Here is a 24,397-nt window from a genome sequence, read left to right as displayed (position 1 = left end):
CCGAGATTGAACCTTTTGGTTTGAGGATCAACCTCAGCCGATGGCAGGTGCGGTCAGAGCCACGGGGGTGGACTCAGCAGCAGCCAGGTCGAGGGGGAAGTTGTGAGCGTTGCGCTCGTGCATCACTTCCATACCGAGGTTGGCGCGGTTCAGCACGTCAGCCCAGGTGTTCAGCACACGACCCTGGGAATCCAGGATCGACTGGTTGAAGTTGAAGCCATTCAGGTTGAAGGCCATGGTGCTGACGCCCAGGGCGGTGAACCAGATGCCAACGACGGGCCAGGCAGCCAGGAAGAAGTGAAGGCTGCGGCTGTTGTTGAAGGAGGCGTATTGGAAGATCAGGCGACCGAAGTAACCGTGGGCAGCCACGATGTTGTAGGTCTCTTCCTCTTGGCCGAACTTGTAGCCGTAGTTCTGGGACTCGCTCTCGGTGGTTTCACGCACCAGGGAGGAGGTCACCAGGGAGCCGTGCATGGCGGAGAACAGGGAACCACCGAAGACACCAGCCACACCAAGCATGTGGAAGGGGTGCATCAGGATGTTGTGCTCAGCCTGGAACACCAGCATGTAGTTGAAGGTGCCGGAGATGCCGAGGGGCATGGCGTCCGAGAAGGAGCCCTGACCGAAGGGATACACCAGGAACACAGCGGAAGCAGCAGCCACGGGTGCGCTGTAAGCAACGCAGATCCAGGGGCGCATGCCGAGGCGGTAGGAGAGTTCCCACTCACGACCCATGTAGGCGTAGATGCCGATGAGGAAGTGGAAAACAACCAGCTGGAAAGGACCACCGTTGTACAGCCACTCGTCGAGGCTGGCGGCTTCCCAGATGGGATAGAAGTGCAGGCCGATGGCGTTGCTGGAGGGGATAACAGCACCAGAGATGATGTTGTTTCCGTAGATCAGGGAGCCAGCAACAGGCTCACGGATGCCGTCGATGTCGACGGGGGGTGCTGCGATGAACGCAACGATGAAGCAGATGGTGGCGGCCAGCAGGCAGGGAATCATCAGAACGCCGAACCAACCCACATAGAGGCGGTTGTCGGTGCTGGTGACCCACTCGCAGAACTGGTTCCACGCAGAAGCGCCTTGGCGCTGCTGGAGGGTGGTCGTCATGAGTACGGGAAAGAAGTGCCGTGCGCGAACGCCTGGCGGTTTATGAAGAGCTGGACATATCCAGCAACGAAACTTTAAGCGTTGCTCACGCTCGCCGTGCCCGCTTCCGATGCCGGCTTGTGATGGAAGTGATCAGCCCGGCTTATGGCCATGTGCCCCGAAACACAAAAAAGCCGGGCGCAGTCTGTTGCGCCCGGCCAAGGGGTTCAAACAAGTGGGCGATACTGGATTCGAACCAGTGACCCCTTCCGTGTGAAGGAAGTGCGCTACCGCTGTGCTAATCGCCCGCGTGCGCTCGTCGCTCGCGCAGACAGAGCTTAGATCATGGCCCGCGCGGTGGGCTTATTCAGCGCCGCCGCGGAAGAGGTGGTTGTGGCTCGCTGAATAGAGCTTGGAGCGGGGGCCCCCAGGGGCCGCGAGGGCGGGGCTCACCACGTAGAGGGTCGTGCGGATCAGCTCGCGCTCGCGGCTGACCCGATCGATGTCCTTCAGGGGGACAACGCTGATCCACTCATCGGGCCAGCTGACGCGATAGCCAATGGCCACAGGGGTGTCCGCTGGATAGTGCAGCAGCAGTTCACGCTGCACCTCCTCGACGTGACGAGCACTGAGGTACAGGCAGAGGGAGGCCTTGAGCGATGCCAGACGCTCCAGGGACTCGCTCTCTGGCACGCCGGTTCGCCCCCCTGCCCGTCCAAGCACAATCGTCTGCACCAGTCCGGGAATGGTGAGCTCGCTGTTCAGGCGGGCGGCAGTGGCCTGATAAGCACTGAGTCCGGGGACGACCTCCACGGCAACATCGGCATCGAGCAAGCGACAGAGCTGTTCGTTGAGGGCGCTGTAGAGGCAAGTGTCTCCGTCATGCAGGCGCACCACGCGCTTGCCCTGCTTGACGCGGTCGAGCATCAGCAGCATCACCTCCTCCAAGGTCAGGGTGCTGGTTCGGATCCGCTCGCAGTCCTGAGGCGCCATTGCCGCCAGCTGAGGATTGACCAGTGAATCGGTCCAGATCAGGACCTCCGCTTGTTCAATCGTTCTGGCTGCCCGCAGGGTCAGCAGATCGGGAGCGCCTGGGCCCGCTCCAACAATCCAGACCTTTCCCGTGGTCGTGCTCATGGCTTCACTCCGCTGGGGTCGGGTAGGGGGCGTTTGCGGCCATAGAGCCAGTAGAGGCCCAAGCCACCCAGCGCGATCAAGACCAGGCTGATCAGCTGGGCCATGCGCAGTCCACCGGCGCAGTAGGGCGGTGTCCCCATCAGGCAAAGCGGATCAATCCGCAGTCCTTCAATCCAAAGGCGACCGCAGCTGTAACTCATCAGATAGACGCAGCTCAGGGCGCCAGCAGGCAGTGCGATCCGCCCTTCCATTCCCCGCCGAAACATCCAGAGCAGCAGCAGTAGGACGCCCAGGTTCCAGATCGACTCGTAGAGAAAGGTCGGGTGAAAGGTCGATTGATCGAGAAATTCAACCGGTCGGTTCGAAAACGGGATGGTCAGCTTCCAGGGAAGGTCCGTGGGAAGACCGAAGGCCTCGGAATTAAAAAAGTTCCCCCAGCGCCCGATGGCCTGGCCCAGTGCCACCGAGGGAAGCAGGACATCCAGCAGATTCCAGAAGGCGATCTTGCGCCAACGGCTGTAGAGGATTACCGCCAAGGTCCCACCGATCAGGGCTCCATGGATGGCAATGCCGCCGCGCCAGATGGCCAGTGCATCCAGCCAGTTGAAGCGGTACTGACGCCACTCAAAGGTGACGTAGTAGATCCGGGCACCAACGACGGCCGCCAGGACCAGCAGTGGCAGCAGATCGGCGATCAACGTCGAATCGATGCCCCGCTCTTTGCCCAGGCGCGTGGCCAGGGCGAGTCCGCAGAGCACCGCAATCGCGATGAGCAGCCCGTACCAACGCAAAGAAAATGGCCCCAGCTGAAACAGCAAGGGGCCAGGAGAGGTGAACACAGCGAAGGGCATCAAAGGCCTTCGGCGGCCTGCACCTTCTCGAACTGCTTCTTCTTCAGAACAAGCATGATCTGGGCAAGAGCCACGGCGGCGAAGAAGGCCAGCAAGCCGTAGATGCGCACGGGGTTCTGCAGAACGACCTCAGCATCCAGTTGACCGAAGCCACCCACGTTGGGGTCATTGGTCAGGGCTGCACCAGCGGCGACCACATCGCCCACTTGGGCGGTGACGGTGGGGCCAGCGGGGATGGTGTCGCTCACGCTGTTGCCGTCAGCGGTCTTGATGACGACAACGGAGGCACCGGCGTCACCGGCATTGATTGCTTCAACGGTGCCAGCAGCAGAAGCGTTGAAGACGCCATTGTTGCTCTTCTCACCGGTGGGGTACACCTGACCGCGGCCGCGGTTACCGCCGACGTGCAGCTGGAACTTGCCGAAGTGGATGTTGCTATCGGCAGCGGGGTCAGGCGAGAGGATCGGGAAGACGATCTTCTGGTGGTCATCGCCGGGCAGGGGACCGACCAACAGGATGTTGGGGTTCTCTTCGTCCCAGGTGGTGACGTAAACGCCCTCAGTCTCTTCCTTGAGTTCGTCGGTCAGACGATCAGCGGGAGCGAGTTTGAAACCGTCGGGAAGCATCACGACAGCACCCACGTTCAGGCCGGTGGGAGAGCCATCGCCAGACACCTGCTGAACGCTGGTGTCGTAAGGGATCTCGACTTCAACCTTGAAGACCTCATCGGGGAAGACCGCTTGGGGCAGTTCCACGTGGGTGGGCTTCTTCGCCAGGTGGCAGTTGGCGCAGGCCAGCTTGCCGGTGGCTTCCCGGGGGTAGTCGTATTGCTGCTGTGCCCAGAAGGGATAAGCCCAGCTGGCCTGAGGAGCAAAGAAGAGTGCGCCGAGAACCAGAACCGAACTCAGCAGCAGGGAGAAGGAGCGACGCATGGGGCGTGGGGGCGAGAGGGAAACGGTTGGGGAGGAGATCAGACCCACCAGGGCTTCTCGCCGGTGCGGAAATCAGTTTCGGTCCACTGGCTCAGGAACACGTTGTCGTTCTCGACCGAGACGTGTGCAAGGGCCAGGGAGAGGGGGGCAGGGCCGCGCACCACCTTGCCGGTGTTGTCGTACTGCGAGCCGTGGCAGGGGCACATGAACTTGTTGGCCGCTGCGTTCCAGGGCACAACGCAACCCAGGTGGGTGCAGATGGCATTAATGCCGTAGCTGCCGATGGCATCACTGCCTTCGACGATTAGGTAGGTGGGGTCGCCCTTGAGGCCTTGCACCAGGTTGCGATCACCCTCGCGGTGGTCGCTCAGCCAGCCACTGGCGGTGACGGAGTTACCCAGCTCGTCCTTGGCGGCCGTACCACCGCCGGAGCCCGCGGCCTTCGGGGGGATGAAGTAGTTGGCCACCGGGTAGAGGGCGCCAAGGGCAACTCCGGTCACCGAACCGAAGGTCAGCAGGTTCATGAACTGCCGGCGACCCATTCCGGGGACATCACCGCTCGAGGCGCTCGCTGGGATTTGGGTCATACGGGGCGGCCTGCAGCCACATCGACGTGGGGGCCATTATGGACCTTGTCGTTCCCGCAACGGGCCCGAACTGCAGGCAGGTGGCCGAAGCCTGCAACATGCTGTTGCGAGGGCGTCCTGCTTTGCCTTGCTGTGACTGAGTCACCTGCCGCTCCCCTGGCCACTGCGGAGATCCTTGAGACCCTGCGGGGCCGTTGGCAGGCCTCCTACGACCTACAGCTGACGTCCCGGCGCGGTCGCCTTTATTTGCAGGTGATGTGGGCGTACCTCGAGCAGCAATCCTTTCCCCTGGATGCCGAGCAGTACACCGCCAAGCTCGACGAGCTTGTGGCCACCCTCAATGGACTTGGTGTGGCGGGACAGGTGCGCCAATGGCTCACCACTACCAATGACAAACCCCGCCTGGGTAAGGCGATGAACCTGGCCCTGGAGCTTCCTGAGGGGCGTGCGAGTGAGTTCCTGCTCTGATCTAGGCCGGCCGTTGGACCACCCGAGCCAAGCCAACACCGACGAGATAGAGCGCCGTGATGGCGCCACTGAGCAGCAGCATCGTGATCGGGTCCGTCGAGGGGGTCAGCACAGCCCCGGCCAGGGCGGAGGCCATCACCACAAAACGCCAGGCCGAGAGCATGGACTCTGAGCGCACGAGTCCAAGGGCCGCCAGCAGCATCTGCAGCACGGGTAGCTGGAAGGCCAAGGCGGTGGCCACCATCAACAGCAGCACGAAGTCCAGATAGCGCTCGATCGACCACAGCGGCTCAACGACATCCGCGCCGTAACTCACGAGGAAGTTCAGGGCGGCTGGAACCAGCGCCCACCAGGCAAAGGCCAGGCCCGCCAGAAAGAGCACCGCGGACCCCGCGACCGCTGGAGCCACGAGCTTTTGTTCCCTGCGGGTCAGGCCGGGTAGGACGAAGGCCAGGCCTTCGTAGAGGACGTAGGGCAGGGCCAGGGTGAGACCGGCGTAGCCCGCGACTTTCAAAGAGACCAGCAGGAATTCCCCCGGTGCCAGCTGCAGGAAGTGAATGCCGTGGGCGGGTACCTCGAGCAGGCGCACCAGCGGCCGGACAAACAGCAGACACGCGGCCGCGCCGACGACCACCGCAAGCAGGCTGCGCAGGACTCGGCTGCGCAACTCCTCGAGGTGCCCAACGAGGGTCATCTCCACCTCGGAGGGGAAGTCCTCTTGGACTTCAGCGGCCGGAATCTTGATGGGAGGCGGCGGCGCGACTCCAGCGGGGCGACCGTCAGGGCCCTGGGGTTGATCGCTCATGACTGTTGCTCCCCACTGAGGCTAAGGGGTTTGCCGCGCAGTAGTGCCTCAGCAGCGTCGGGGTCGGCCCAGAGGACTTCACCACCGCGGTGTCTGACGGTTCCTGGACCCGCCCCCGGGATCCGCTGCAACTGCTCACAGGGGGTCATGACCACCGCCACCTGGCGATTGCCGCGGGCACGGCTGAAGTGGGCCGCCAGGCTGGCCGCCGCCTGCAGATCGCTGTCCTCCGCAGGGGCGACTGAACTCTTCAGCACCACATGGCTACCGGGGCACTCCTGGGCGTGGAACCAGAGATCCCCCTTGCGGGCCTGTTGGAGGCTGATCCATTCGTTCTGGCGGTGATTGCGGCCAACCTGGATCGTCAGTCCCCTTGGGCTGGTGACGGATAGGGGGCTGGGATCCTCCTGCGCTCGCCTGCGTTCCTTGCGGTTGCTGGGTTGGCGTTGCCAGAGCCTCTCGCTGTCCTCTTCGAGGGCCTGCAGTTGCAGGAGCCCGTTGGCGGGGTCCCATTGGCACTCGAGCTGGATGAGCTCAAGAAAGGTCAGGCTTGCCTCCAGTTGCTCAAGTTGCTGCTGGTGCTGGGCCAGTCGGGGGGTGATGGCGGCCACGGAGCGCCGCAGACGCCGCGCTTTTTTGTAGAGCTTCTGGGCCTCGTTCACCGTGTCTCGGCTGGGGTTGGCTTGGCAGAGCAGGGCGTCGGCCTGCTCCTGGAGTCCAGTGCTGTTGCCGACTTGATCAAGGAGCGCTTGCTGTTGCTGCTGTTGCTGCCGTTCGCGCTCCAAGGCCCGCTCGAGCCGCTGCTTGAGGGCCTGCTGCCGCTGTTGGAAGGCCCTGGCTTGTAAGCGATCGCGGTGATAGCTCGCGAGCTGGGCGTTGAGGCTGTCTGGCTGCTCTGGTGCGCGCTCGCTGCTCCAACAGCAATACCCCCCGCCCTCGTCCAGGCGGAATACGAAACGTTCCTCCTCCAGGGCCTCGAGCCAGAGCTGCCAGCGCTGCCAGAGCTGGTCCCAGGTCACCGGGCTGAGGCCCTGTGCGGGTTGATCGAGTAGGTCATCGCCGAGTCCCGCGACCAATTGGCGCGCGAGCGCTGGGCTGATGCCTTGATAGGCGCTGGGCAGGGCGCGTTTTAGCGGCAGCGGCAGCAGTTGCAGTTCGCTTTTCCAGTGCTCAAAGCTCTCGCTGCGGCTGGGGCAGCGACCGCCCATGGGCGGTGGGGCGCTGTAGAGATCGCCTGTGCTGATCGGCCTTAGGCGGGACTGGTTATCGCGGACCTGCCGGGCCACGGCCACGACCCTGCGGTCTTGATCCAGCAGGAAGACATTGCTGTGGCGTCCCATTAACTCCAGGACCAGGCTCCGCTGGGCCGGCTCCCCCGGCCTGGTGGCGAAGTCCAGTTCCACCACCCGCTCCCAACCGTCTTGTTGGAGGCCGGTGAGCGCTAGCCCGCTCAGTCCGTGCTGGAGCTGTTGCGCCAGGGTGCTGCCATCGCCCTGTTTGGGAGGAGGCGGGATCTCCAGCAGGCGCGGTGCTTCGGCCAGCCAGCTGAGCTCGAGCCAGAGCCGCCGCTCCAGCGTGCGGAACCCCAGGTGAAGGGTCTGCCCGTCGGCCTGTTGGGCTTTCTCAAAGCGGCTGGGCACCAGTTGCGGCCGCAGTTCCGCCAACACCGCACGAAGGCTGGTGAGGTCCATGGCCTGGAGGGACTGGGCGGCCATGGTCTGCGCCGATTCGCTGCGGAGGCACTCTTACTCTGCAGGGCCATGGTTGAGTCCTAATGGCGGAAGAGCCCTCCTCCAGCGGCCGGTTGTTTCTGATCACGGGCCCCAGTGGAGTCGGCAAGGGGACCTTGGTGACTGCCCTGCTGGAGCGTCATCCCGAGATCTGGCTTTCGATTTCAGCGACCACCCGCTCCCCCCGCAGCGGTGAGGTGGAGGGCACGAGCTATTTCTTTTTGAACCGTGCTGATTTCGACGCCAAGGTCTCCCAAGGGGGCTTGCTCGAGTGGGCCGAGTTCGCCGGTAACTGCTACGGCACCCCCCGAGAGCCCGTGGAGGCTCAGCTTCAAGCGGGCCGGCCAGTCCTGCTGGAGATCGAGTTGGAAGGGGCGCGTCAGGTGCGCCGCAGCTTCCCCAGCGGTTTCCAGATCTTCATCAAGCCCCCCTCCTTTGAGGAGCTCGAGCGGCGCATACGCGGACGGGGCACCGATAGCGAGGAGGCCATTGTTCGGCGGCTTGAGCGAGCCCGGGTGGAGCTGCAGGCCGAGTCCGAATTCGATGCGGTGATCGTCAATGGCGATCTGACGGAGGCCTTGCAGCAGCTGGAGCAGTTGATGGGGCTTGGCTAGGGGCGCTGGGCAATAAAAAAGGCCCCGATTGGGGCCTTTCTCAATGGCAACTGCCGATCACATCGGGTGGAAGAGGAGATCGGGGAAGAAGCGGTTGAATTCGATCAGGATGCCAGCGGTGACGGTGAACCAGATCGCGGCGAAGACCGGGGCAGTGGTCAGGAACTTTTTCATCGGAATGACGTTGAAAGAGTGGAGATAACCCGCCGCGATCAGCGGGGGGAGACGGTGATCTTGTCGTCGGATTCGGTCAGCTTGCCGCCGCTGAGTTCAGCGAAGGCAGCGATGGGCCAAGTGGCTGCAGCCAGGGTGCTCTTGAAGGCCAGAGAAAGGTCGATCTGGATTTCCTTCATGGCGGCGTCCTTGCTGCCACGGATGGCCATCAGGTAGTTGCGACCAGCCCAGCCGATGCAACCCGCGATGTAGAGGAAGGCGATGCCGGGGATGATGAAGTCACCAGCGTGGCTGAGGCGACCATCCACGATCAGGTGGGGCAGGCCATCAGCGCCGCAGGAGGCCTGGCTGTACATCTCGAAGCGCGCCTTGGCCTGGGGGGTGGAGGCGGCGGCGGCCCGGGATTGGAAGCGTGCGCTTTCAGCGCAGGGGGTCAGGCCTGCAACATCAGCTTTCGCCACGGGGGCGAAGCCGAAGATCAGCAGGGCAGAAATGAGAACTGCAAAAAGGCGGCGCATCGTCAGGTCCAGCTGCTGCACGGCAGGATGTCACTTACGGACAGTAAGAGAGCTCTCCAGACCTAATGCCCACGCTGCTGGCCCTCGAAACAAGTTGTGACGAGTCAGCCGCAGCCGTTGTTTGTAATCAAACGGTGCTCGCGAGCGCGGTTGCAACGCAAATGGAGGAGCACGCCCGTTGGGGTGGCGTCGTTCCGGAAATCGCCTCCAGACGCCATGTGGAGGCGCTGCCCCATCTGATTGAACAGGTGATGGCGCAGAGCGGCGTCAGTTACCAGGAGCTCGATGCCATCGCCGCGACCGCGGCCCCCGGGTTGGTCGGTGCGCTGTTGATCGGATCGGTGACCGGGCGGAGTCTGGCTCGCCTACACGGAAAACCGTTTCTGGGGGTCCATCACCTGGAGGGGCACCTCTGCTCGGTCCAGCTGGGAGATCCCCTGCCGCCGGGACCCTATTTGGTGCTTCTGGTCAGCGGTGGGCACACCGAGATGATCCGTGTGGATGGTCCTGGTGACTACACGCGTCTTGCTCGCAGTCGCGATGACGCCGCCGGTGAGGCCTTTGACAAGGTCGCCCGTCTGTTGGGGTTGGGCTATCCGGGAGGCCCGGCCGTTCAGGCCGCCGCTGCCAGTGGCGATTCCAAGCGTTTCAGCCTTCCCAAGGGCCGGGTGTCACGGCCCGAAGGGGGCTTCCATCCCTACGACTTCAGCTTTAGCGGTCTCAAGACGGCGGTTCTGCGGCTGGTCAATCAACTGCGGGCCGAGGAAGCCGCCGGCGGTGAGCCGTTTCCCTTGGCGGATGTGGCGGCGAGCTTTGAGCAGGTGGTCGCCGACGTCCTGGTCGAGCGCACGACCCGCTGCGCCCGCGATCAGGGACTGAAGACCATCGTCATGGTGGGTGGAGTCGCGGCAAACCAGCGTTTGCGCGCGCGGTTGGAGGAGCGTTGCCAGGCGCTTGCGCTCGAGTGGCGGGTAGCGCCTCTGGCCTACTGCACCGATAACGCCGCAATGATCGGTGTGGCGGCCGAACAGCGCTTCCGTGCTGGCGCACAAAGCTCGATCGAGTTGGCTGTGACGCCCAGGCTGCCCCTCGAGCAGGCTCCGGTTCTTTATGAACCCCAGGCGCCCTTCTGATTTCCGTAGGCTGCTTGGAGTTTGAAGGCAGAGGCGATGGCCACTGCAGACTCCGCCCCTACCCCAGACCAGGTTGTTGAAGCGGCTCCTGAGGAGCTGAACCAGTGGAAGCGCGGCTTTACGCCTCAGGCTGAAATCTGGAACGGCCGCATGGCGATGGTGGGCCTCTCCGTTGGCTTGAGTGTCTTGCTGATTGCCCGCCTCGCCGGCAAGGTCTAGTCCTTGCCCCGCAGGGCTTGGCCAAGTTCGTTGGGCTTGAGGCTTTGGGCGAGGGCCGCCTCGGCTGAAGCCCTTCCCCCTTCCACCAAGGCGATTAGGGCCTGATTGGCGGTTTGCATGCCATCAAAGCCGCTGCGGGCCATGATCGATTCGATCTCTTCAAGCTCACCGCGCTCGAGGTAGTCCTTGCAGGCGTCGGTGTTGATCAAGATGTCGTGAAAGGCGGCGCGTTTGCCGTCGCTCGTTTTGATCAGCCCTTGGGCGACCACCCCGAGCAGGCTTTCCGCCAGGGAGCGCCGCAGACTGCCTTGGTCCTGGGGCGGAACCATCCCCAGAACCCGCTCGACGGTTTTGACGGCCGAATTGGTGTGCAGGGTGCCGAAGACCAGGTGACCGGTCTGGGATGCCTCAAGGGCAGTGGTCAGGGTCTCGCCGTCGCGAATTTCCCCAATCAGGATCACGTCGGGGTCTTCCCTGAGGGCAGCCCTGAGGGCACTCGGAAAGTGCTTGGTGTGCTGCCCGACTTCGCGGTGGCGAATCAAGGACTGCTGGCTGCGGTGCACAAATTCCACCGGGTCCTCAATCGTGAGGATGTGACAGGCCCGGTTGCGATTGATCCAATCGATCATCGCGGCGAGGGTTGTGCTCTTGCCTGACCCGGTGGGACCTGTGATCAGAACAAGGCCCTTGGGTTTGGAGGCCAGCTCCTGCAGCACTGGGGGGAGCTGGAGCTCCTCAAGGCTGGCGATGGTTTGCGGAATCAGCCGCAGCACCATCGCGGGTCCCCGCAGGGAGTCCAGGAGGTTGATGCGGACCCTGACGAAGGGGAAGGCGTGGGAGCCATCAAATTCCTTGTCCCGCTGGAAGGCATCGATCTGAGCTGGGCTCAGCATTTCTCTGAGCCAGTGCTGGAAGCCCGCGACATCGGTGACGGGCCAGCCCGTGCGCAGCATCTCGCCGCGATCGCGGTAGCGGGGTTCCTCGCCCACCCCAAGGTGGACATCGGAGAAGCCCTGCTCCGCAGCAAGTTTGACGATGCCTTCGAGTGAGCTGGGTTGCTGCCCTTGGAGGGCTCCATCCAGTGGCTTAGTCGGGCTTTCTGCTGCTGCCGTTGCCTGCTCTGGGAACAGCCCGATGGGGAAGGGCGAACTGTTGCTCACTGGCCCGCAGGCGCGCTGCCGTCACTGTTGCTGCAAATCCGACCAGGGGCAGCTTTTTTGCCCGCCATCTTTAGGATCCAGAGGTCTGCCAACGGCACCTGAGTGAGCGCTCCCCACAACGTCTGCATCGTGTTGGGAACCCGTCCGGAGGCGATCAAGCTCGCTCCGGTGATCCAGGCCTTCCAGCAGTCCGATGACTTCAACACCCGGGTGGTGCTGACCGGTCAGCACCGGGAGATGGTGACCCAGGTGATGGACCTGTTTGACCTGCAGGCCGACCACGACCTGGCCTTGATGGCCCCCAAGCAAACCCTGACCCACATCACCTGCGCGGCGCTGCAGGGCTTGAAGGCTGAGTTTGAGCAGTTCCCCCCTGACTTGGTCTTGGTGCAGGGGGACACCACGACGGCCTTTGCTTCCGCTTTGGCGGCGTTCTACGAGCAAATCCCTGTGGGCCACGTGGAAGCGGGCCTGCGCACCGACAATATTTTTGATCCCTACCCCGAGGAGGCCAACCGCCGTCTGATCTCCCAGGTGGCCTTGCTGCACTTTGCTCCGACCCACGTCTCGGCCCGCAACCTTGCGGCCTCTGGGGTGGTGGGCCAAACCATCACCACCGGAAACACGGTGATTGATGCGCTGTTGTTGATGGCGAAAAAAGCTCCCCCGTTTGAGCTGCCGGGGTTGGACTTTGAGAAGCAGCGGGTGATCCTGGCGACGGTCCACCGCAGGGAGAACTGGGGCGAGCGGCTCCAGGAGATCGGCAAGGGCTTTTTGGCGGTGCTGGAGCGCTACCCCGATACGGCGCTGCTGCTTCCGCTGCATCGCAACCCAACGGTGCGGGAGCCCCTGCAGGCACTCCTGGGCGATCACCCCCGGGCGTTCTTGACCGAACCGCTGGACTACGACCGTCTGGTGGCGGCGATGCGCGGCGCGACGCTTCTGTTGACGGACTCCGGTGGACTGCAGGAGGAGGCTCCGGCCCTGGGTAAGCCGGTCTTGGTGCTGCGGCGCACCACCGAGCGGCCCGAGGCCGTGGATGCCGGCACCGCCAAGCTGATCGGCACGGATTCCGCTGACATTCTCCGGGAGGCTTCGCTGCTTCTGGATGACGCCGAGGCCTACGAAGAGATGTCCAGGGCGCACAACCCCTTCGGGGATGGCCAGGCCAGCACGCGCATCCTGGAGGCCTGCCGCAGCTTCCTCAACGAGCGCCGCCATGCGGCGGATGAGGCGCAGGTTTAGTTCGAATCGCCTTTGCGCTTTGCCCAGGGGGGCAGGTCGATAAAGACCCGTGTCCCGGGCTTAATGCCGTCAAGGATTTGGGTGTTGCGGCCGCTACTGGCTCCGAGGGTCACGGCTTGGAACTTGGGCTGGTTGCCCGGGCCCACCAGCAGCACACCAGGCTTACCCCGCTCGGTCACGACCGCCACGGTTGGCACCAGCGTCCGCGGGGGGAGGTTTCCGGTGTTGAAGTCGATGTCGGCGGTCATGCCGATGCGCAGTTCAGGCGCCGGCTCGACGAACTTCAGGGTGACCTCAAAGGAGGTGACGTTGTTGAGCTTGGCGGCGCGCGGAGCGATCTGACGGACCTGGGCCTTGAAGCGACGGTCCGGGAAGGCATCGACGCGCACCGAGCCGGTTTGTCCGAGCTTGATCCGACCGATGTCGCTTTCGGGCACCTTGGCCACGGCCTCGAGGCCCTGGGCTAACTCGACGATGGAGGAGCTGCTGGCACCGGCGGAGGCGGAGGCCGAGGTGGTGGGGGTCACGTAGGCCCCAGGGTCGGCAAACCGCGCGGTGATGGTTCCTGCAAAGGGCGCTCGGACGACCAATTCACTGCGCTCCATCTCGCGCTGCTCCAGCCGCTGTTGGGCAGCCTCGACGGCGGCGCGGTCGACGAGGTAGGCCGCCTTGGCGCTGTTGTAGTTGTCCTGGCTAATGGCGCCGTTGCGCACCAGGTTTTCCCGGCGTTGCAGTTCGCTCTGGCTACGCGCCTGTTGGGCTTTGGCCGATTGCAGTTGGGCGGAGAGCTCCTCGAGCCGGTCCTGAAGGTCACCCCCATCCATCAGGGCCAGGGCCTGGCCGGCTTTGACGCTGTCGCCCTCTTCTACATAAAGGGTCTTGAGTACCCCTTGGCGTTTGGGGCTGACGTTGACCAGGCGGAAGGCCTCCAGTTCGCCACTGGCCGTGATCAGGCCCGGCAGGGAGCCTTCCTCGGCGATTGAGGTGTAGGTGCTCAGGCTGCGGGCTTGCTTGGCGCTACGGCTGAGGTTGAGCGCCGTTGCTCCACCGGCAATCAAAACGGTCCCGGCCAGGGCGGCGGCCCAGAAGCGACGACGGGCCAGCCAGGGGCGATCAGCCGCCAGTCTCTTGAGGCTCAAGGTGTTGCCTTGCAGCCAGGTCGCAACAGGTTGTTTTCGACGACGGTCTTGGAGCATCGCGTTGACCTGCCTGGCTCCCGGTGTCACCCCAGTCTTCCTGGTGGCGGGCAGCGGGCGGGGGTTCGGTCAGGGAGGGATCACCGCCATCGAGGGCAAACCGTAGATTTCATCGATGCTTAAAGCCGGAATCGTGGGGCTGCCCAATGTGGGCAAGTCGACCCTGTTCAACGCCTTGGTGGCCAATGCTCAAGCCGAAGCCGCCAACTACCCCTTTTGCACGATTGAGCCGAACTCCGGTGTGGTGGCGGTTCCAGATCCCCGTCTGCAGCAGCTTTCGGATCTGAGCAAGAGCAAGGAGCTCATCCCGACGCGGGTGGAGTTTGTCGATATCGCCGGCCTGGTGAAGGGCGCCAGCCAAGGGGAAGGACTGGGCAACAAATTTCTGGCCAACATCCGGGAAGTGGACGCCATCGTCCACGTCGTGCGTTGCTTCGAGGACGACGACGTGATCCACGTGAGTGGATCGGTTGGACCGGCCCGCGATGCCGAGGTGATCAACCTTGAGCTGGGCCTGGCGGACCTGTCCCAGGTGGAGAAGCGGCGCGAGCGTCTGAAAAAGCAAGCGCGTACCAGCAAAGAAGCCCAGGCCGAAGACGAGGCGCTTGAGCGTATCCAGGCGGTGCTGGAGCAGGGCGGTGCCGCCCGCAGCGTCAGCCTCAGCGAAGAAGAGGCCGCGATGATCAAGCCCCTGGGCTTGCTGACGGCCAATCCAATCATCTACGCCACCAACGTCAGCGAAGACGACCTCTCAAGTGGCAATGCCTACTGCGAGGAAGTCGCGGTCTTGGCGGAGAAAGAGGGTGCAGGAACCGTGCGTATCTCCGCGCAGGTGGAGGCGGAACTGATTGAGCTGCCTGAAGAGGACCGTGCTGAATTCCTGGAAGGACTGGGCGTTGAAGAGGGTGGTCTGCAGAGCCTGATCCGGGCCACCTACAGCCTGCTGGGCCTGCGGACCTATTTCACGACCGGTGAAAAGGAAACCCGTGCCTGGACGATCAAAGCCGGCATGACCGCTCCCCAGGCCGCTGGTGTGATTCATACCGACTTCGAACGCGGCTTTATTCGGGCCCAGACCATTGGCTACAAGCAGTTGCTTGAAGCGGGTTCACTCTCTGAAGCCCGTAATAAAGGTTGGCTGCGCGCTGAAGGGAAGGAGTACGTCGTTGAAGAAGGTGACGTGATGGAGTTCCTCTTCAACGTGTAAAACTTGAGCAGAGTCTTTATTCAGCGTCTCTAGCTACGACTCTGTTCTAGGGCTCACACTCCCGCTAAATCGTCACTGGCTACTTCTCTACTCCGGCAGCAGAACGTCAGCGGCACTACCGCTGCTCTCTAGTCCAGTTGTCAGATCGCCATCCTCTATCTGCCTAACAACGACGAAGTTCAATTCCTTGCTCTGAGTCCGTGACTTGAGTTGTTCAGCGACGGCTAGATTTGATTCATGAAAGCATCAATCACCAAGAAAGCCTGGCTTATTTGTTGCAAGTCGGAGATGAATGCGCCATAATTGGCAGCCGCGAATCAAGCATGAAGAGAAAGTCTTTTGTAATGCCAGTTGTGGTTGCTGCCCTGGCCGCATGCTCTAGTGGCAATCAAGTTCGCCCTGACGGGCCGCTATGCAGTGCTCCATCCGATCTGACACGGCTATCTGGCTCCTACATTGGGGAAGGAAAAGGTGTTAACAGGTTAGGGTCTACAATGGGATCATCCAAGTTAGATTTAAAGGTTGATAAAAATGGTGTAATTAGTGGGTGGCGATCATGGCAGTCTCTCAATAGCTATGGATTTACCAAAGATGGCGTTAAAACAAAGGCGGACCGCGAACGTGTGGTTGGCGTCATAGATGCTGGTAGCTGTCAGATTGGGTTAGCAGAAACGGTAGAGCGTGGGGCGTTTAGGGGTAGGTTGGTCTCAGGTGGAGTCATTCAACTCATGCTGATTGAGTCTGGAGACCAGTACGTGGTCAAATCTGAGCGATATAAAAAGGTTGGTCAATAATCAAAAGACGGTAAACTTAATTACGGCGCCAGATCAGAAGTGTTACTCAACTGCAGTTTCATCCGAAGGCACTGCTTCACATAATTGATTGACCAGTAAGCAGCAGATGTAATCAAAAGCACAGCGTTGCATTGATTTGCTGGTCAGCCTCTTGTGCCGGAAAGCTTGCAGAGCCAGTGAGCCATTTCCAGCGTCATCCTGGATGAGTGAGCTTCTCACGACAATTTGCCACCGCAAATTTCCAAGCCCCTATCTCGTACTCCCACTACATCTAGTGCCAGCGATAGCCGGTAACTGGGCAGCCCTCCAATGAACCCAGCGGTACGCACTTGCTTGGATCAGCTGGAGCTTGAGTGTCAGAAGCCGCTGCTCAGGTGCCCCTGTAACGAAAATGCAAATACGAGGGGTGTCACTCGGTCCTGTATGACTACCCCGCTCTACGCCGGTAGATAAGACGGTTTGTCTACCGTTTCAGCCGGCTAAAAGTCCACCAAAAGTCTACTGGCATTTTGTGGCTGAGATCCATTGTAATGACTGGAGCCTATGGAGTGCCTCTTCAACGTATAAGTCGAGCCGTTAGCGAATCAGATTCATCCCAAGAAAACCGCGGCCCAGACCTGAGCTGCGGTCCTGCAGATAGGTCAGGGCGATTTCAAAATCCATCAGTCCGGCCTCTTCGATGGTCTCTCGGCTGAGCTTTCCCTCGCTTTGCGCGGCGTAGTTGGCGTAGATCTCTTCTTTGCGCGCACCAAGGAAGCTCACCACTTCCTGAACGACAAAGTTTGCCCACTCGTTTTTGTCTTTCGCGCTGACGGCGGTGGGGCCTGGCATGGGGCGATGGAGGCGCAGTCGCACCAGTTTGGGGTCTTCAGCGCTGCCCCAGCAGCTCATCCCAACTCAGCCAATCGTTCTGGAGGATTCGAGCGGGAATGGAGAAGGTGTGCTCCGGCCATTCCGGCCACAGTGCGCGGGTCTCGTGATCCGGGGTGATGACCACGGGGAGGGTGGCTTCCATTCAGGCCGAGATGGCATTCGCGGCCTCAGAGTGCCTGATCTGACTGGATTCCGTTGCGCTCTAGGCCACCGGCGGCTGTGCTCGAGCCGACAGCTTTTAGCCTGACCTCCTGAGGATAGAGCACGTTGTCTTTCCAGCAGTTGCAGCAGTTTTTTGTGCGGGTTCAGGCTGAGCCAGCACTGCGGCAAGCGCTGGAGGAGGCGATGACTGCCGACGATGTCGCCCGCTTGGCCCAGGACCTTGGCTTTGAGGTCTCGGGCAGTGACATCCTGCGCTTCTCGGGGCAATCGGCATCTGGTGTGAGGGTGACCCGCATTGACCATCCGGGGGAATACCCGGGGCGCTACGTCTAGGCCTTCGTCCTCGAGAGATCAGTCATCCAGGCGCGGCCGATGTTGCCGGTTGCGTTTGACATCACCTCGCATTTTTTTACTGTCCAGACGCCGGCGAGTGGCTGCTTTCGAGGGCTTGGTGGCGCGGCGTGGTTTGGGGTCTGGCTTCAGGGCCTCGCGCAGCACCGAGGCCATCTTTTCAAGGGCGAGGCAGCGGTTTTTGTACTGGGAACGGTGCTCGGAGGCCTGAATGCTGAGCACGCTCGAGCCTTTCAGCTGCGGCAGTCGTGCCTGCAGTCGTTGTTTCTGAAATGGTCCAAGAACTGAGCAGGCTTCGATGTCAAAACTGAGCTCAACAGCCGTTTCCAGCTTGTTGACGTTTTGTCCTCCCGGGCCAGCGCTGCGGCGAAAGGACCAGGTCAAATCCGCCGCTGGAATGACCAGCCGTGGATGAATCACAAGCTCAAGGGCCACGGTTGGGAGCTAGTCCTCCTCCAGCCAGGCCCGGAAAGTCAGGGCGCGTAGGTGCTGGACCTGACGCAGGCGCCGTAGGCGATCGATCAGGTAGTACGCCAAGCCGATGGCGATGGCGGCTCGGATGAAATACCAACTCAGGCCCCAGAGCAACACTCTGGTGAGGCTCAAGAAGGCAAACAGCCAGAGCAAGATCCAGAGGGCCGAGAGCAGCAGTCGAATCAATGCGCTGTTGCGTCGCGTCATCGCTTCTTTGTTTTCTGCAATTCCCTCCGTAGGGTTTTTAGCAGAGTTCATTGGGGTGAATGCCTTCCAAGCCGCGCAATCGCATCGGTGAGGTGTATGGCCAGCTCACCGTTGTACGCGCGTCAGAGAAGCGCTCCAAGGCGGGCAATGCCTACTGGTGGTGTCGCTGTAGCTGCGGTCAGGAGCGCGAGGTGCCGAGCGACAAGCTCTCCCACAACCTCGCGCGCCAAAAGCCCACAGTTCAGGCCTGTGCGGCCTGCTCCCGTGAACTTCAAGTCGAGGCGGTCTGCGAGAAGAACGACCGTGAGGAGCGGCAACGGCGTCGTGAGGCTTTGGCCAACCGCCAGGCGCTCAAGGGCCTTGTCCCAGAGAGCTGGCTCGCCTTGCCCCTGACCGATGCCCATGCCCGCGAACAGGGTCAGGTGCTGTTTTTTCGTGGCACGCGCTGCCTGCGTGATCACTTGGCTCCCTATCGCATCAACGGAGGCTGCTTGGCCTGCTCTGGCCAGCGCCCCTCAGCGACTGTTCCAGCTGCGCTCTAGGGAGGCACGGACCTGCTCCGTGCTGGGCTCGGCGAGCTGGCGGCGGAAGGGCTGGGTGAGTCGCCAGAACTTGACCCCCGCGGCCAGGGCGAAGACGACCCAGGGAACCAGCAGCCAGAGCTGATGCATCAGGTCCATGGGTGATCGGGCACGATCAGTCTCGCGGAAATGGCTCCTGATCTGGTGGACGAGGAACTGCGCTTTGTTCTGACGTTGCTGCTGCTCGCCATCCTTCCGGTGGGATTGCTTTTCTGGGCTTGGTTGCGGCTCTTGCCTTCCAAATCCAAGTAGCTGTTCCACAATGGCGTCAGCTCCAGGTCTGCCATGACGGCTCAGCCCTCCCCTGAAACCACCGGTGACGACCGTCAGGCCCACGATTTCGATCGCCAGAAGGAGCTGCATAAGCAGATCCGCAACGATCCCGATTACGACGATTGGGAGTACGGCACCGAGCCCCTGCCCCACGAGGCCTGGGCTGCAAAGAACGCCAAAGACAAGGCCTCTTAACCCACCCGCCGCTTCGAGCGGTTCTGCACCGGTCTGACCAGCAGCAAGCTCAGCGCACAGATCGCCGCTGTCGCGAACCACAGGCCCACGCCATGGCCATGGCCATCCAGCAAAACCCCCGCCAGCAGCGGTGCGGCGAAGGCACTGAGCGCGAAGCACTGAGAGAAGAGGGCCATCGCCAGGCCGCCGTGGCCACGGGGACTGAGCTCAATCACCGCCTCCGTGGCTGTCGGTAGGAAGGCGGCTTCGCCCAGGGCGATGATCGTGAGGGCGATGACCACCAGAACGAGGCCGGAGTGGCTCAGGGCTGAGGCGGCCAGGAGCAGGGTCCCGCTGCTGAAGCAGATCAGGCTCAGCCCCAGGCCGGTCCCCACTGGCCGCAGGGCCAGGGCTCGGCCAACGGGCCATTGGATCAACACCAGCAGACCCAGTTGCAGACCGATCAGCAGGGCGCTCAGGCTTTCTGTCTGGCCAGCTCGGTTCAGGCCGCCGCGGACCAGATCCAGCGGCAGTGCGCTCTGCATCAGCGCTGGGATGGAGGTGGCCACCACCGAGATGCCAAGCATCGGCACCAGGGCTGGCAGCCATTGCCGCAGGGGACGTTGCCCCTCCGCGTACTCGCTGGCCTTGGCGGCTTTGGGCAGGGGTTTGAGTAACAGCAGCGCCGCCAGGGCGAGGACCGCCGCGATGTCGATCCAGTAGACCCCGCGCAACAGCCCGGCGGCCGCGAGCAGCGAACCGCAGAGGGTTCCTGAGGCCACACCGAGGGCATCACTGCTGCGCACCAGGGCGTAGCCCTTCGCCGACGGCAGTGGGTTCGCGCACTGCGGCACAGCGAGTTCAACCGCTGGCCAGTAGAGGCCTCCGGCCATGCCGATGCAGACCTGGCCAGCGATGTAGCCCCCCATGCTGCTGGCCTGTAGCAGCAGAGCGTCACCGGCAAATCCACAGGCCGCCGCCATCAGCACCGGGGTCCCGCAACTGCGGCCCTGATCCAGGAGGGCTCCACTGATGAAGCGCCCAACGGTGCCAGCCAGCGCAGCGAGGGCCAAACCCAGGCCTATGGAGGCGGCATTGAAGCCCTGCTGGTGAAACACCATCGGGGTGAGATACAAAATCCCACCGGCGCCAAAACTCGCGACCAATCGAACACTGGCCAGTTCCCGGAGTGCCGGGGGAAACTGGTGCCACCAGCTCCAGCCTGTTGCCTGCATCCGTGGTTGAGCCAACCCGCTTGCGTCGCCGCCGTGCACTGACCAGCAGTCTGCTGGCTGGCGTTCTGTCCTTGGGCTCCCTGCTGGCTCCGCCACTGCGGGCCGCTGAGCAACTCGACATCCACCTGGAGGGGTTGGACCTGCCCCTCAACCTGGTGGAACTGGAACGCTGGAGCAGGGATCCGTCCACGCGCGCTGGGGAGCTGGTGGTCTGGCTCAACCTGCTCGATCCCCAAAGCCAGCAGCAGTTGCATCAGCTGCTCAATGCCCCATTGGTGCGGGAGCGCAGCTTCACCCAACAGATGATGCGCAGTTGGGCGGGCCAGCGGGTCGCCGAAGAACTGGGCGTCTTGATCAGCACCGAGAACGGCAATGCCGGTCCGCTGGTTCTCAGCACCCTCAACACCTTGCTCAAAGAGCAGCGGCAGGTGACGGTGATCGAGCTGATGCGGGCACTGCCGGCCCAGCAGCTCACCATCAATCTCGATGGACTCCAGCTGCTCGCCCGCGGTTGGCAGCAGCAGTTGTTCGATCAGGAGCTGGCGCTCAAGGCCCTGCAGACCTTGCCGCTGCCGCAGGGGACCCCGCTGCTGCCGCTCTCCGATGGCGTGCTGCTGGATCAGCAATCCTCTGCGGCTGATCAGGCTCCCCAGCGCTGGCGTTTGCCGGTTCCCCATCGCCAGCAGCCCCTGGGGCTTGAGCTCTGGCCGGTCCCTGATGCCAAGACCTGGGTGTTGCTCATGCCTGGCTTGGGGGGCAGTACCGATCAGTTGCGCTGGTTGGCCCAGGCCCTGCATGAACGGGACTGGCCCGTGGTCCTGCTCGATCACCCCGGTAGTAACGAACTGGCGGTGCGGGAGTTGGTCCAGGGGCGACGTCTCCCCCCTGGAGCTGAGACCCTTCCCGGCCGGGTGCAAGACCTGCAGGCCGTGGTGGCCGCGGCGCAAACCGGGGGATTGCCGCAACTGGGGCAGCGGGTGGTCCTGATGGGTCACTCCCTGGCGGGGCTGACGAGCCTGTTGGCGGCAGGGCTGCGTCCGGAACCAGGACTGCAGCGCCGTTGCAAGCGATCCCTGGCGGATCTACCCCTAATCAACCTCTCGCGGCTGCTCCAGTGCCAGCTCCCCGAGGTGCCCCTGCCGCCGGTCCAACCGCTGGCCCAGCCGATTGCAGGGGTGGTGACCCTCAACGGTTTCGGCAGCCTGCTTTGGCCCCATCGGGGTCTGCGTGGCCTGGAGGCGCCGGTGTTGATGGTCGGCGGAAGCCTGGACTTGATTACGCCGCCGCTCAGTGAGCAGCTGCATCTGTTTTTGCCTGATCCCAATCCCCGCAGCCGTTTGGTGTTGTTGGAGGGGGCGAGTCATTTCTCCCCGGTTCGGATGCAGGCCGGAGGCGAGGCCCCCCTGTTCAAGTTCGGCGAGGAGTGGGTTGGGGTTGATCCCGCCCGGGTGCAGAACTTGATCTTGAGCTTGAGCAGTGAGTTTCTCTGGGGCCTCGATCAAGGGGGGCTGAAGCGGGACCTACCGCCCCAGCGCCGGCACGTTGGTGGTGTCAGTGCCTATGTGCTTGACCACGACCTGGCCAAGCTCTGGCAGGAACGCATCGAGGTCAGAACTTCACGCGTGGATCGAGTAGCGCCACCAGCAGGTCCACCAGCACGCTGACCGCCACCACCAGGCTGGCCACCACCACGACGATCCCCTGGACAACGGGGTAGTTGCGTTGGCTAATGGCCTCCTGCAGACGGAAGGCCACCCCAGGCCAGGAATAGGTGACCTCGATTAACAGGGCTCCACCGATCAAGGAGGCCACGGTGATCCCGGCGATGGTCAGGACCGGCAGCAGGGCGTTGGGCAGGGCATGGCGAAGCACGACCCGGCGTTCACTCAGGCCGCGGCTGCGGGCCGCTTCCACGTAGTCGGAATCCAAGGCCCGGCGCAGATTGAGGCGCAGGGCATTGGCGAAGATCCCGCTGAGCAGGATCCCCAAGGTGCTGGCGGGCAGCACGAGATGCCGGATCGCTCCCCAGAACTGCTGGCCGTTCCCCTGCAGCAGGCTGTCGAGCAGATAAAAGCCACTTCCATCCGGTGGGATCAAGGTGGCGGGGAAGCGTCCGCCGACCGGCAGCCATCCCAGCCAGACCGCGAAGACCAGCTGGACCATCATCGCCGCCCAAAACGGCGGCATGGCGTAGGTCCCAATCCCATAGAGCCGGGCGGAGAGATCGAGCTTCCCCTCGGGCCTGGCAATGCCACTGAAGCCAACGGCCAGGCCAACGACCGCAGCGATCAGCAGGGCCGTCAGGCCGAGCTCCAGGCTGGCGGGCAGGCTGCGGGCAATCACCGCCGTCACAGGCTCTTGGTTTGTCAAGGAGGTCCCGAGCTGGCCGTGCAGCAGGTCGCTCAGGTACTGGCCGTACTGGACCGGAAGACTTTGATCGAGGCCCAGTTGTTGCCGGAGGGCTTCTCGAGCGCTTTGCGGTGCCCGCGGGCCAAGCAGGGCATCGATGGGATCGCCAGGGGCAACCCGAAGCAGGAGAAAGACCAGACTCGCGATCAGCCAGAGCATGACCGGCACCAGGGCCAGGCGGCTCAGCAGGTAGCCCCAGAGGTGATGGCGTCGGCTCATCGCTTCACCGGCTCCAGCTGCTGCAGGATCACCCGACCGCTTCCATCGAACTTTGGCGCGCTGAGGTTTCGCTGCCCCCAGGCGCGCGCATTGACTTGCCAGAGCGGAACAAAGGAGGCCCCATCCGCCGCCTCCCGTTGAATCGTCAACAGGGTGGATTGGCGCGCCGCACCCGTACGGCTCTCACTGGCCTGGAGCTGCTGTTGCAGGCCTGGCCTGGTCCAGAAGCTACCGGAATCGACGCTGCTGCCTGAGAGGCATTGGTCGCCCTTGCTCCTGCGGCAGCCCAGTAGGGGGGCCAGGTAGGTGTCGGGGTCGGGGTAATCGCCAATCCAGTCGTAAATGATCATGGGGAAGACACCCTGGGACAGCTGCCGGTAGGCGCTGGTGGACTCAACCCCTGTGATCTCCAGGCGCACGCAGTCTCCGAGGTCCCGGCGCAGCTGGGCTTGCCAGGTCAGGGCAAAGAGACGATCCGAGGCATGGTTCGAGCGGAAGGTCAGCGGCAGCGTCAGCCGTTGCCCTGAGCAGTAGCCCTCCTTCCGGTAGAGGGCCCGAGCAGCCTTGGGGTCGTAGGCCGGCCAGCTGGGGGGCCTCGAGCCGGCCAGCGGTGGGGGCACCAGGGAGCGCAGGGGTTCGCTCATGTCAAAGCTGACCCGTTGGCTGATCAGCCGGCGATCCAGGCTGAGGGTCACCGCCTGCCGCAGCCTGCTGCGGTTGAAGGGAGGGCGTTGGCTGTTGAGGGCCATCAGGGCGATCTCGATCGCCGGCCCTTCTCCGCTCACCAGCTCACCGCGCGCCACGCGGGCATCGAGGGCCTGCTGCTGGTCACTCTCGAGGCCACTGGAGATCAGCAGGTCCACCTCTCCGCTGATGAGGGAGCCAAAGAGGGCCGTGGAGTTGCTCAGGGTGATGAGGTGGATCCCCGCGTTCTTGGCGGGCTCGCCCCAGTAGTCCGCAAAGGGGAGCAACTGCTGTTTGCGCGGGCTGAAGCTCACCAAGCGGTAGGGCCCCGTGCCGACAAAGCGGCCCGTCAAGGAGCGCTCGCCGTAGTCCCGGTAGGCCGTCGGGGAAACCGGGGTGAAGGTGATCGAACTCAGCAGCGCCGCCAGGGCGCGGTAGGGCCGCGTCAGGCGGACTTCGATCGCGTAGGGCCCAACGCTGCGGACGGATTCGATCCGATCATCCAGTAGGTAACTGAGTTTCCCCAGGCGCCGAAAGCGGTTGAGGTTGAAGACCATCGCCTCGGCGTCGAAGCGGGTTCCGTCGTGGAAGAGCACGCCTTGGCGCAGTGGAATCCGGGCGCTGAGTCCATCCGCACTGAATTGCGGCAGGGCCGTGGCCAGCCTGGGTTGGAGTTGCCCCTGGCGATCGGCGGTGTAAAGCGGGTCGCCGACTGCGCTCAGCAGTTGCGTTCCGGCCAGCAGATAGACGTCCACCGGGTCGACGGAGTCCAGGCTGCTCTTGTTGGCCACCACCAGCTGGCCAGCGGGATGGGGTGGTTGGCAGCCCATCAGCAGCTGCAGGGCCGGCAGCAAGGCGAGCAGGCCGGCAGCAGCGGGAAGGCGAGTGATGGG

At 63.1% G+C, this 24,397-nt stretch carries 30 protein-coding genes and 1 tRNA gene; 11 read left to right on the top strand and 20 right to left on the bottom strand.

Going from position 1 to position 24,397, the window contains the following annotated elements:
- Positions 1–33: 33 nt before the first annotated feature.
- The 6 genes from psbA to petC all read right to left on the bottom strand — a co-directional run bounded on the left by psbA (position 34) and on the right by petC (position 4,599).
- Positions 34–1,113, bottom strand: coding sequence for a photosystem II q(b) protein (psbA, locus tag LY254_RS04645; protein WP_247476282.1), 1,080 nt, complete (start codon positions 1,111–1,113; stop codon positions 34–36).
- Between the two features lie 215 nt (positions 1,114–1,328).
- Positions 1,329–1,400: transfer RNA gene (locus LY254_RS04640), tRNA-Val, on the bottom strand.
- Positions 1,401–1,455: 55 nt separating this feature from the next.
- Complete coding sequence (cobM, locus tag LY254_RS04635) at positions 1,456–2,229, bottom strand: precorrin-4 C(11)-methyltransferase (RefSeq protein WP_247479231.1); 774 nt, start codon at positions 2,227–2,229, stop codon at positions 1,456–1,458.
- Positions 2,226–3,068 carry a prolipoprotein diacylglyceryl transferase gene (gene lgt / locus LY254_RS04630; RefSeq protein WP_247479745.1) on the bottom strand — a complete coding sequence of 281 codons (843 nt, stop codon included), beginning with the start codon at positions 3,066–3,068 and terminating at the stop codon, positions 2,226–2,228. The genes cobM and lgt overlap by 4 nt, the downstream gene beginning before the upstream one ends.
- Before the next feature lie 11 nt (positions 3,069–3,079).
- A complete protein-coding gene (gene petA, locus LY254_RS04625; RefSeq protein ID WP_247479742.1) occupies positions 3,080–4,012 on the bottom strand; it encodes a cytochrome f in 933 nt (310 codons plus the stop codon).
- Between the two features lie 38 nt (positions 4,013–4,050).
- Complete coding sequence (gene petC, locus LY254_RS04620) at positions 4,051–4,599, bottom strand: cytochrome b6-f complex iron-sulfur subunit (RefSeq protein ID WP_010317981.1); 549 nt, start codon at positions 4,597–4,599, stop codon at positions 4,051–4,053.
- Positions 4,600–4,731: 132 nt separating this feature from the next.
- On the opposite strand from petC, the gene LY254_RS04615 reads away from it, so the two are divergent.
- A complete protein-coding gene (locus tag LY254_RS04615) occupies positions 4,732–5,067 on the top strand; it encodes a DUF3067 family protein (RefSeq protein WP_247479229.1) in 336 nt (111 codons plus the stop codon).
- A 1-nt stretch (position 5,068) separates the two neighbouring features.
- On the opposite strand, the gene tatC is transcribed toward LY254_RS04615, so the two are convergent.
- Together tatC and LY254_RS04605 are read right to left on the bottom strand one after the other, a co-directional pair.
- On the bottom strand, positions 5,069–5,872 hold the full coding sequence (tatC, locus tag LY254_RS04610) for a twin-arginine translocase subunit TatC (protein ID WP_247479227.1): 804 nt from the start codon (positions 5,870–5,872) through the stop codon (positions 5,069–5,071).
- On the bottom strand, positions 5,869–7,587 hold the full coding sequence (locus LY254_RS04605) for an NFACT family protein (RefSeq protein WP_247479225.1): 1,719 nt from the start codon (positions 7,585–7,587) through the stop codon (positions 5,869–5,871). Before LY254_RS04605 ends, tatC begins: the two co-directional genes overlap by 4 nt.
- Positions 7,588–7,646: 59 nt before the next feature.
- Between LY254_RS04605 and gmk the strand changes: the two genes are divergently transcribed.
- On the top strand, positions 7,647–8,216 hold the full coding sequence (gene gmk, locus LY254_RS04600; protein ID WP_247479224.1) for a guanylate kinase: 570 nt from the start codon (positions 7,647–7,649) through the stop codon (positions 8,214–8,216).
- A gap of 57 nt (positions 8,217–8,273) precedes the next feature.
- On the opposite strand, the gene psaJ is transcribed toward gmk, so the two are convergent.
- Positions 8,274–8,390 carry a photosystem I reaction center subunit IX gene (psaJ, locus tag LY254_RS04595; RefSeq protein WP_010317976.1) on the bottom strand — a complete coding sequence of 39 codons (117 nt, stop codon included), beginning with the start codon at positions 8,388–8,390 and terminating at the stop codon, positions 8,274–8,276.
- Between the two features lie 38 nt (positions 8,391–8,428).
- Positions 8,429–8,908, bottom strand: a complete 480-nt coding sequence (locus LY254_RS04590) for a photosystem I reaction center subunit III (RefSeq protein ID WP_010317975.1) — start codon at positions 8,906–8,908, stop codon at positions 8,429–8,431.
- A 65-nt stretch (positions 8,909–8,973) separates the two neighbouring features.
- Between LY254_RS04590 and tsaD the strand changes: the two genes are divergently transcribed.
- Both tsaD and LY254_RS04580 read left to right on the top strand, forming a co-directional pair.
- On the top strand, positions 8,974–10,041 hold the full coding sequence (tsaD, locus tag LY254_RS04585; protein ID WP_247479222.1) for a tRNA (adenosine(37)-N6)-threonylcarbamoyltransferase complex transferase subunit TsaD: 1,068 nt from the start codon (positions 8,974–8,976) through the stop codon (positions 10,039–10,041).
- Between the two features lie 36 nt (positions 10,042–10,077).
- Positions 10,078–10,260: a high light inducible protein gene (locus tag LY254_RS04580; RefSeq protein ID WP_010317973.1), complete on the top strand. Its 183-nt coding sequence runs from the start codon at positions 10,078–10,080 to the stop codon at positions 10,258–10,260.
- Here the strand turns inward: LY254_RS04580 and LY254_RS04575 are convergent.
- Positions 10,257–11,420, bottom strand: a complete 1,164-nt coding sequence (locus LY254_RS04575) for a type IV pilus twitching motility protein PilT (RefSeq protein WP_371820512.1) — start codon at positions 11,418–11,420, stop codon at positions 10,257–10,259. The genes LY254_RS04580 and LY254_RS04575 overlap by 4 nt on opposite strands.
- 102 nt (positions 11,421–11,522) lie before the next feature.
- Here LY254_RS04575 and wecB point away from each other — a divergent pair, with 102 nt between their 5' ends.
- Positions 11,523–12,665, top strand: a complete 1,143-nt coding sequence (wecB, locus tag LY254_RS04570; protein ID WP_247479219.1) for a non-hydrolyzing UDP-N-acetylglucosamine 2-epimerase — start codon at positions 11,523–11,525, stop codon at positions 12,663–12,665.
- On the opposite strand, the gene LY254_RS04565 is transcribed toward wecB, so the two are convergent.
- A complete protein-coding gene (locus LY254_RS04565; protein ID WP_247479216.1) occupies positions 12,662–13,861 on the bottom strand; it encodes an efflux RND transporter periplasmic adaptor subunit in 1,200 nt (399 codons plus the stop codon). The two genes, wecB and LY254_RS04565, sit on opposite strands and share 4 nt — an antisense overlap.
- A gap of 115 nt (positions 13,862–13,976) precedes the next feature.
- Here LY254_RS04565 and ychF point away from each other — a divergent pair, with 115 nt between their 5' ends.
- Entirely contained in the window at positions 13,977–15,068 is a 1,092-nt protein-coding gene (ychF, locus tag LY254_RS04560; protein WP_247479213.1) for a redox-regulated ATPase YchF, read from the top strand.
- Between the two features lie 1,370 nt (positions 15,069–16,438).
- Here ychF and LY254_RS04555 read toward each other — a convergent pair.
- Complete coding sequence (locus tag LY254_RS04555) at positions 16,439–16,717, bottom strand: hypothetical protein (RefSeq protein WP_371820511.1); 279 nt, start codon at positions 16,715–16,717, stop codon at positions 16,439–16,441.
- 13 nt (positions 16,718–16,730) lie between these two features.
- Entirely contained in the window at positions 16,731–16,877 is a 147-nt protein-coding gene (locus LY254_RS04550) for a hypothetical protein (RefSeq protein ID WP_247479210.1), read from the bottom strand.
- 140 nt (positions 16,878–17,017) lie between these two features.
- On the opposite strand from LY254_RS04550, the gene LY254_RS04545 reads away from it, so the two are divergent.
- Complete coding sequence (locus tag LY254_RS04545) at positions 17,018–17,230, top strand: Nif11-like leader peptide family natural product precursor (RefSeq protein WP_247479208.1); 213 nt, start codon at positions 17,018–17,020, stop codon at positions 17,228–17,230.
- Positions 17,231–17,248: 18 nt separating this feature from the next.
- Here the strand turns inward: LY254_RS04545 and arfB are convergent, their stop codons facing one another.
- Both arfB and LY254_RS04535 read right to left on the bottom strand, forming a co-directional pair.
- On the bottom strand, positions 17,249–17,683 hold the full coding sequence (arfB, locus tag LY254_RS04540; RefSeq protein WP_247479205.1) for an alternative ribosome rescue aminoacyl-tRNA hydrolase ArfB: 435 nt from the start codon (positions 17,681–17,683) through the stop codon (positions 17,249–17,251).
- Positions 17,684–17,692: 9 nt separating this feature from the next.
- Positions 17,693–17,929: a hypothetical protein gene (locus LY254_RS04535; RefSeq protein WP_247479203.1), complete on the bottom strand. Its 237-nt coding sequence runs from the start codon at positions 17,927–17,929 to the stop codon at positions 17,693–17,695.
- A gap of 59 nt (positions 17,930–17,988) precedes the next feature.
- On the opposite strand from LY254_RS04535, the gene LY254_RS04530 reads away from it, so the two are divergent.
- Positions 17,989–18,471 carry a hypothetical protein gene (locus LY254_RS04530; RefSeq protein WP_010317958.1) on the top strand — a complete coding sequence of 161 codons (483 nt, stop codon included), beginning with the start codon at positions 17,989–17,991 and terminating at the stop codon, positions 18,469–18,471.
- Here LY254_RS04530 and LY254_RS04525 read toward each other — a convergent pair.
- Positions 18,445–18,600, bottom strand: coding sequence for a hypothetical protein (locus tag LY254_RS04525; RefSeq protein WP_247479201.1), 156 nt, complete (start codon positions 18,598–18,600; stop codon positions 18,445–18,447). The genes LY254_RS04530 and LY254_RS04525 overlap by 27 nt on opposite strands.
- 39 nt (positions 18,601–18,639) lie before the next feature.
- On the opposite strand from LY254_RS04525, the gene LY254_RS12965 reads away from it, so the two are divergent.
- Together LY254_RS12965 and LY254_RS04520 are read left to right on the top strand one after the other, a co-directional pair.
- On the top strand, positions 18,640–18,762 hold the full coding sequence (locus tag LY254_RS12965) for a hypothetical protein (protein ID WP_010317956.1): 123 nt from the start codon (positions 18,640–18,642) through the stop codon (positions 18,760–18,762).
- 33 nt (positions 18,763–18,795) lie between these two features.
- Positions 18,796–18,978, top strand: coding sequence for a hypothetical protein (locus LY254_RS04520; protein WP_010317955.1), 183 nt, complete (start codon positions 18,796–18,798; stop codon positions 18,976–18,978).
- On the opposite strand, the gene LY254_RS04515 is transcribed toward LY254_RS04520, so the two are convergent.
- Positions 18,975–20,192, bottom strand: a complete 1,218-nt coding sequence (locus LY254_RS04515; protein ID WP_247479199.1) for an MFS transporter — start codon at positions 20,190–20,192, stop codon at positions 18,975–18,977. The two genes, LY254_RS04520 and LY254_RS04515, sit on opposite strands and share 4 nt — an antisense overlap.
- On the opposite strand from LY254_RS04515, the gene LY254_RS04510 reads away from it, so the two are divergent.
- Complete coding sequence (locus tag LY254_RS04510) at positions 20,183–21,856, top strand: alpha/beta fold hydrolase (RefSeq protein ID WP_247479198.1); 1,674 nt, start codon at positions 20,183–20,185, stop codon at positions 21,854–21,856. The genes LY254_RS04515 and LY254_RS04510 overlap by 10 nt on opposite strands.
- On the opposite strand, the gene LY254_RS04505 is transcribed toward LY254_RS04510, so the two are convergent.
- On the bottom strand, positions 21,801–22,820 hold the full coding sequence (locus tag LY254_RS04505; RefSeq protein ID WP_010317952.1) for an ABC transporter permease: 1,020 nt from the start codon (positions 22,818–22,820) through the stop codon (positions 21,801–21,803). The genes LY254_RS04510 and LY254_RS04505 overlap by 56 nt on opposite strands.
- Positions 22,817–24,358 (bottom strand): ABC transporter substrate-binding protein, encoded by a 1,542-nt coding sequence (locus tag LY254_RS04500; protein WP_247479196.1) that lies wholly within the window; start codon positions 24,356–24,358, stop codon positions 22,817–22,819. Before LY254_RS04500 ends, LY254_RS04505 begins: the two co-directional genes overlap by 4 nt.
- Positions 24,359–24,397: the final 39 nt, after the last annotated feature.

This window comes from Synechococcus sp. NB0720_010 (assembly GCF_023078835.1).
Classification (GTDB): domain Bacteria; phylum Cyanobacteriota; class Cyanobacteriia; order PCC-6307; family Cyanobiaceae; genus Vulcanococcus.
The sequence above is the reverse complement of the archived record's forward strand: the minus strand, read 5'-3'. Positions and strand labels throughout refer to the sequence as shown.

What these genes read in the sequence shown, in the direction of transcription:
- LY254_RS04505 (WP_010317952.1), bottom strand. Translation starts at nt 22,820, where the DNA reads ATGAGCCGACGCCATCACCTCTGGGGCTACCTGCTGAGCCGCCTGGCC.
- psbA (WP_247476282.1), bottom strand. Translation starts at nt 1,113, where the DNA reads ATGACGACCACCCTCCAGCAGCGCCAAGGCGCTTCTGCGTGGAACCAG.
- tsaD (WP_247479222.1), top strand. Translation starts at nt 8,974, where the DNA reads ATGCCCACGCTGCTGGCCCTCGAAACAAGTTGTGACGAGTCAGCCGCA.
- LY254_RS04535 (WP_247479203.1), bottom strand. Translation starts at nt 17,929, where the DNA reads ATGACGCGACGCAACAGCGCATTGATTCGACTGCTGCTCTCGGCCCTC.
- LY254_RS04580 (WP_010317973.1), top strand. Translation starts at nt 10,078, where the DNA reads ATGGCCACTGCAGACTCCGCCCCTACCCCAGACCAGGTTGTTGAAGCG.
- gmk (WP_247479224.1), top strand. Translation starts at nt 7,647, where the DNA reads ATGGCGGAAGAGCCCTCCTCCAGCGGCCGGTTGTTTCTGATCACGGGC.
- tatC (WP_247479227.1), bottom strand. Translation starts at nt 5,872, where the DNA reads ATGAGCGATCAACCCCAGGGCCCTGACGGTCGCCCCGCTGGAGTCGCG.
- psaJ (WP_010317976.1), bottom strand. Translation starts at nt 8,390, where the DNA reads ATGAAAAAGTTCCTGACCACTGCCCCGGTCTTCGCCGCGATCTGGTTC.
- LY254_RS04590 (WP_010317975.1), bottom strand. Translation starts at nt 8,908, where the DNA reads ATGCGCCGCCTTTTTGCAGTTCTCATTTCTGCCCTGCTGATCTTCGGC.
- LY254_RS12965 (WP_010317956.1), top strand. Translation starts at nt 18,640, where the DNA reads ATGGCTCCTGATCTGGTGGACGAGGAACTGCGCTTTGTTCTGACGTTG.
- cobM (WP_247479231.1), bottom strand. Translation starts at nt 2,229, where the DNA reads ATGAGCACGACCACGGGAAAGGTCTGGATTGTTGGAGCGGGCCCAGGC.
- LY254_RS04565 (WP_247479216.1), bottom strand. Translation starts at nt 13,861, where the DNA reads ATGCTCCAAGACCGTCGTCGAAAACAACCTGTTGCGACCTGGCTGCAA.
- LY254_RS04520 (WP_010317955.1), top strand. Translation starts at nt 18,796, where the DNA reads ATGACGGCTCAGCCCTCCCCTGAAACCACCGGTGACGACCGTCAGGCC.
- LY254_RS04550 (WP_247479210.1), bottom strand. Translation starts at nt 16,877, where the DNA reads ATGGAAGCCACCCTCCCCGTGGTCATCACCCCGGATCACGAGACCCGC.
- ychF (WP_247479213.1), top strand. Translation starts at nt 13,977, where the DNA reads ATGCTTAAAGCCGGAATCGTGGGGCTGCCCAATGTGGGCAAGTCGACC.
- petA (WP_247479742.1), bottom strand. Translation starts at nt 4,012, where the DNA reads ATGCGTCGCTCCTTCTCCCTGCTGCTGAGTTCGGTTCTGGTTCTCGGC.
- LY254_RS04525 (WP_247479201.1), bottom strand. Translation starts at nt 18,600, where the DNA reads ATGCATCAGCTCTGGCTGCTGGTTCCCTGGGTCGTCTTCGCCCTGGCC.
- LY254_RS04530 (WP_010317958.1), top strand. Translation starts at nt 17,989, where the DNA reads ATGCCTTCCAAGCCGCGCAATCGCATCGGTGAGGTGTATGGCCAGCTC.
- LY254_RS04515 (WP_247479199.1), bottom strand. Translation starts at nt 20,192, where the DNA reads ATGCAGGCAACAGGCTGGAGCTGGTGGCACCAGTTTCCCCCGGCACTC.
- petC (WP_010317981.1), bottom strand. Translation starts at nt 4,599, where the DNA reads ATGACCCAAATCCCAGCGAGCGCCTCGAGCGGTGATGTCCCCGGAATG.
- LY254_RS04605 (WP_247479225.1), bottom strand. Translation starts at nt 7,587, where the DNA reads ATGGCCGCCCAGTCCCTCCAGGCCATGGACCTCACCAGCCTTCGTGCG.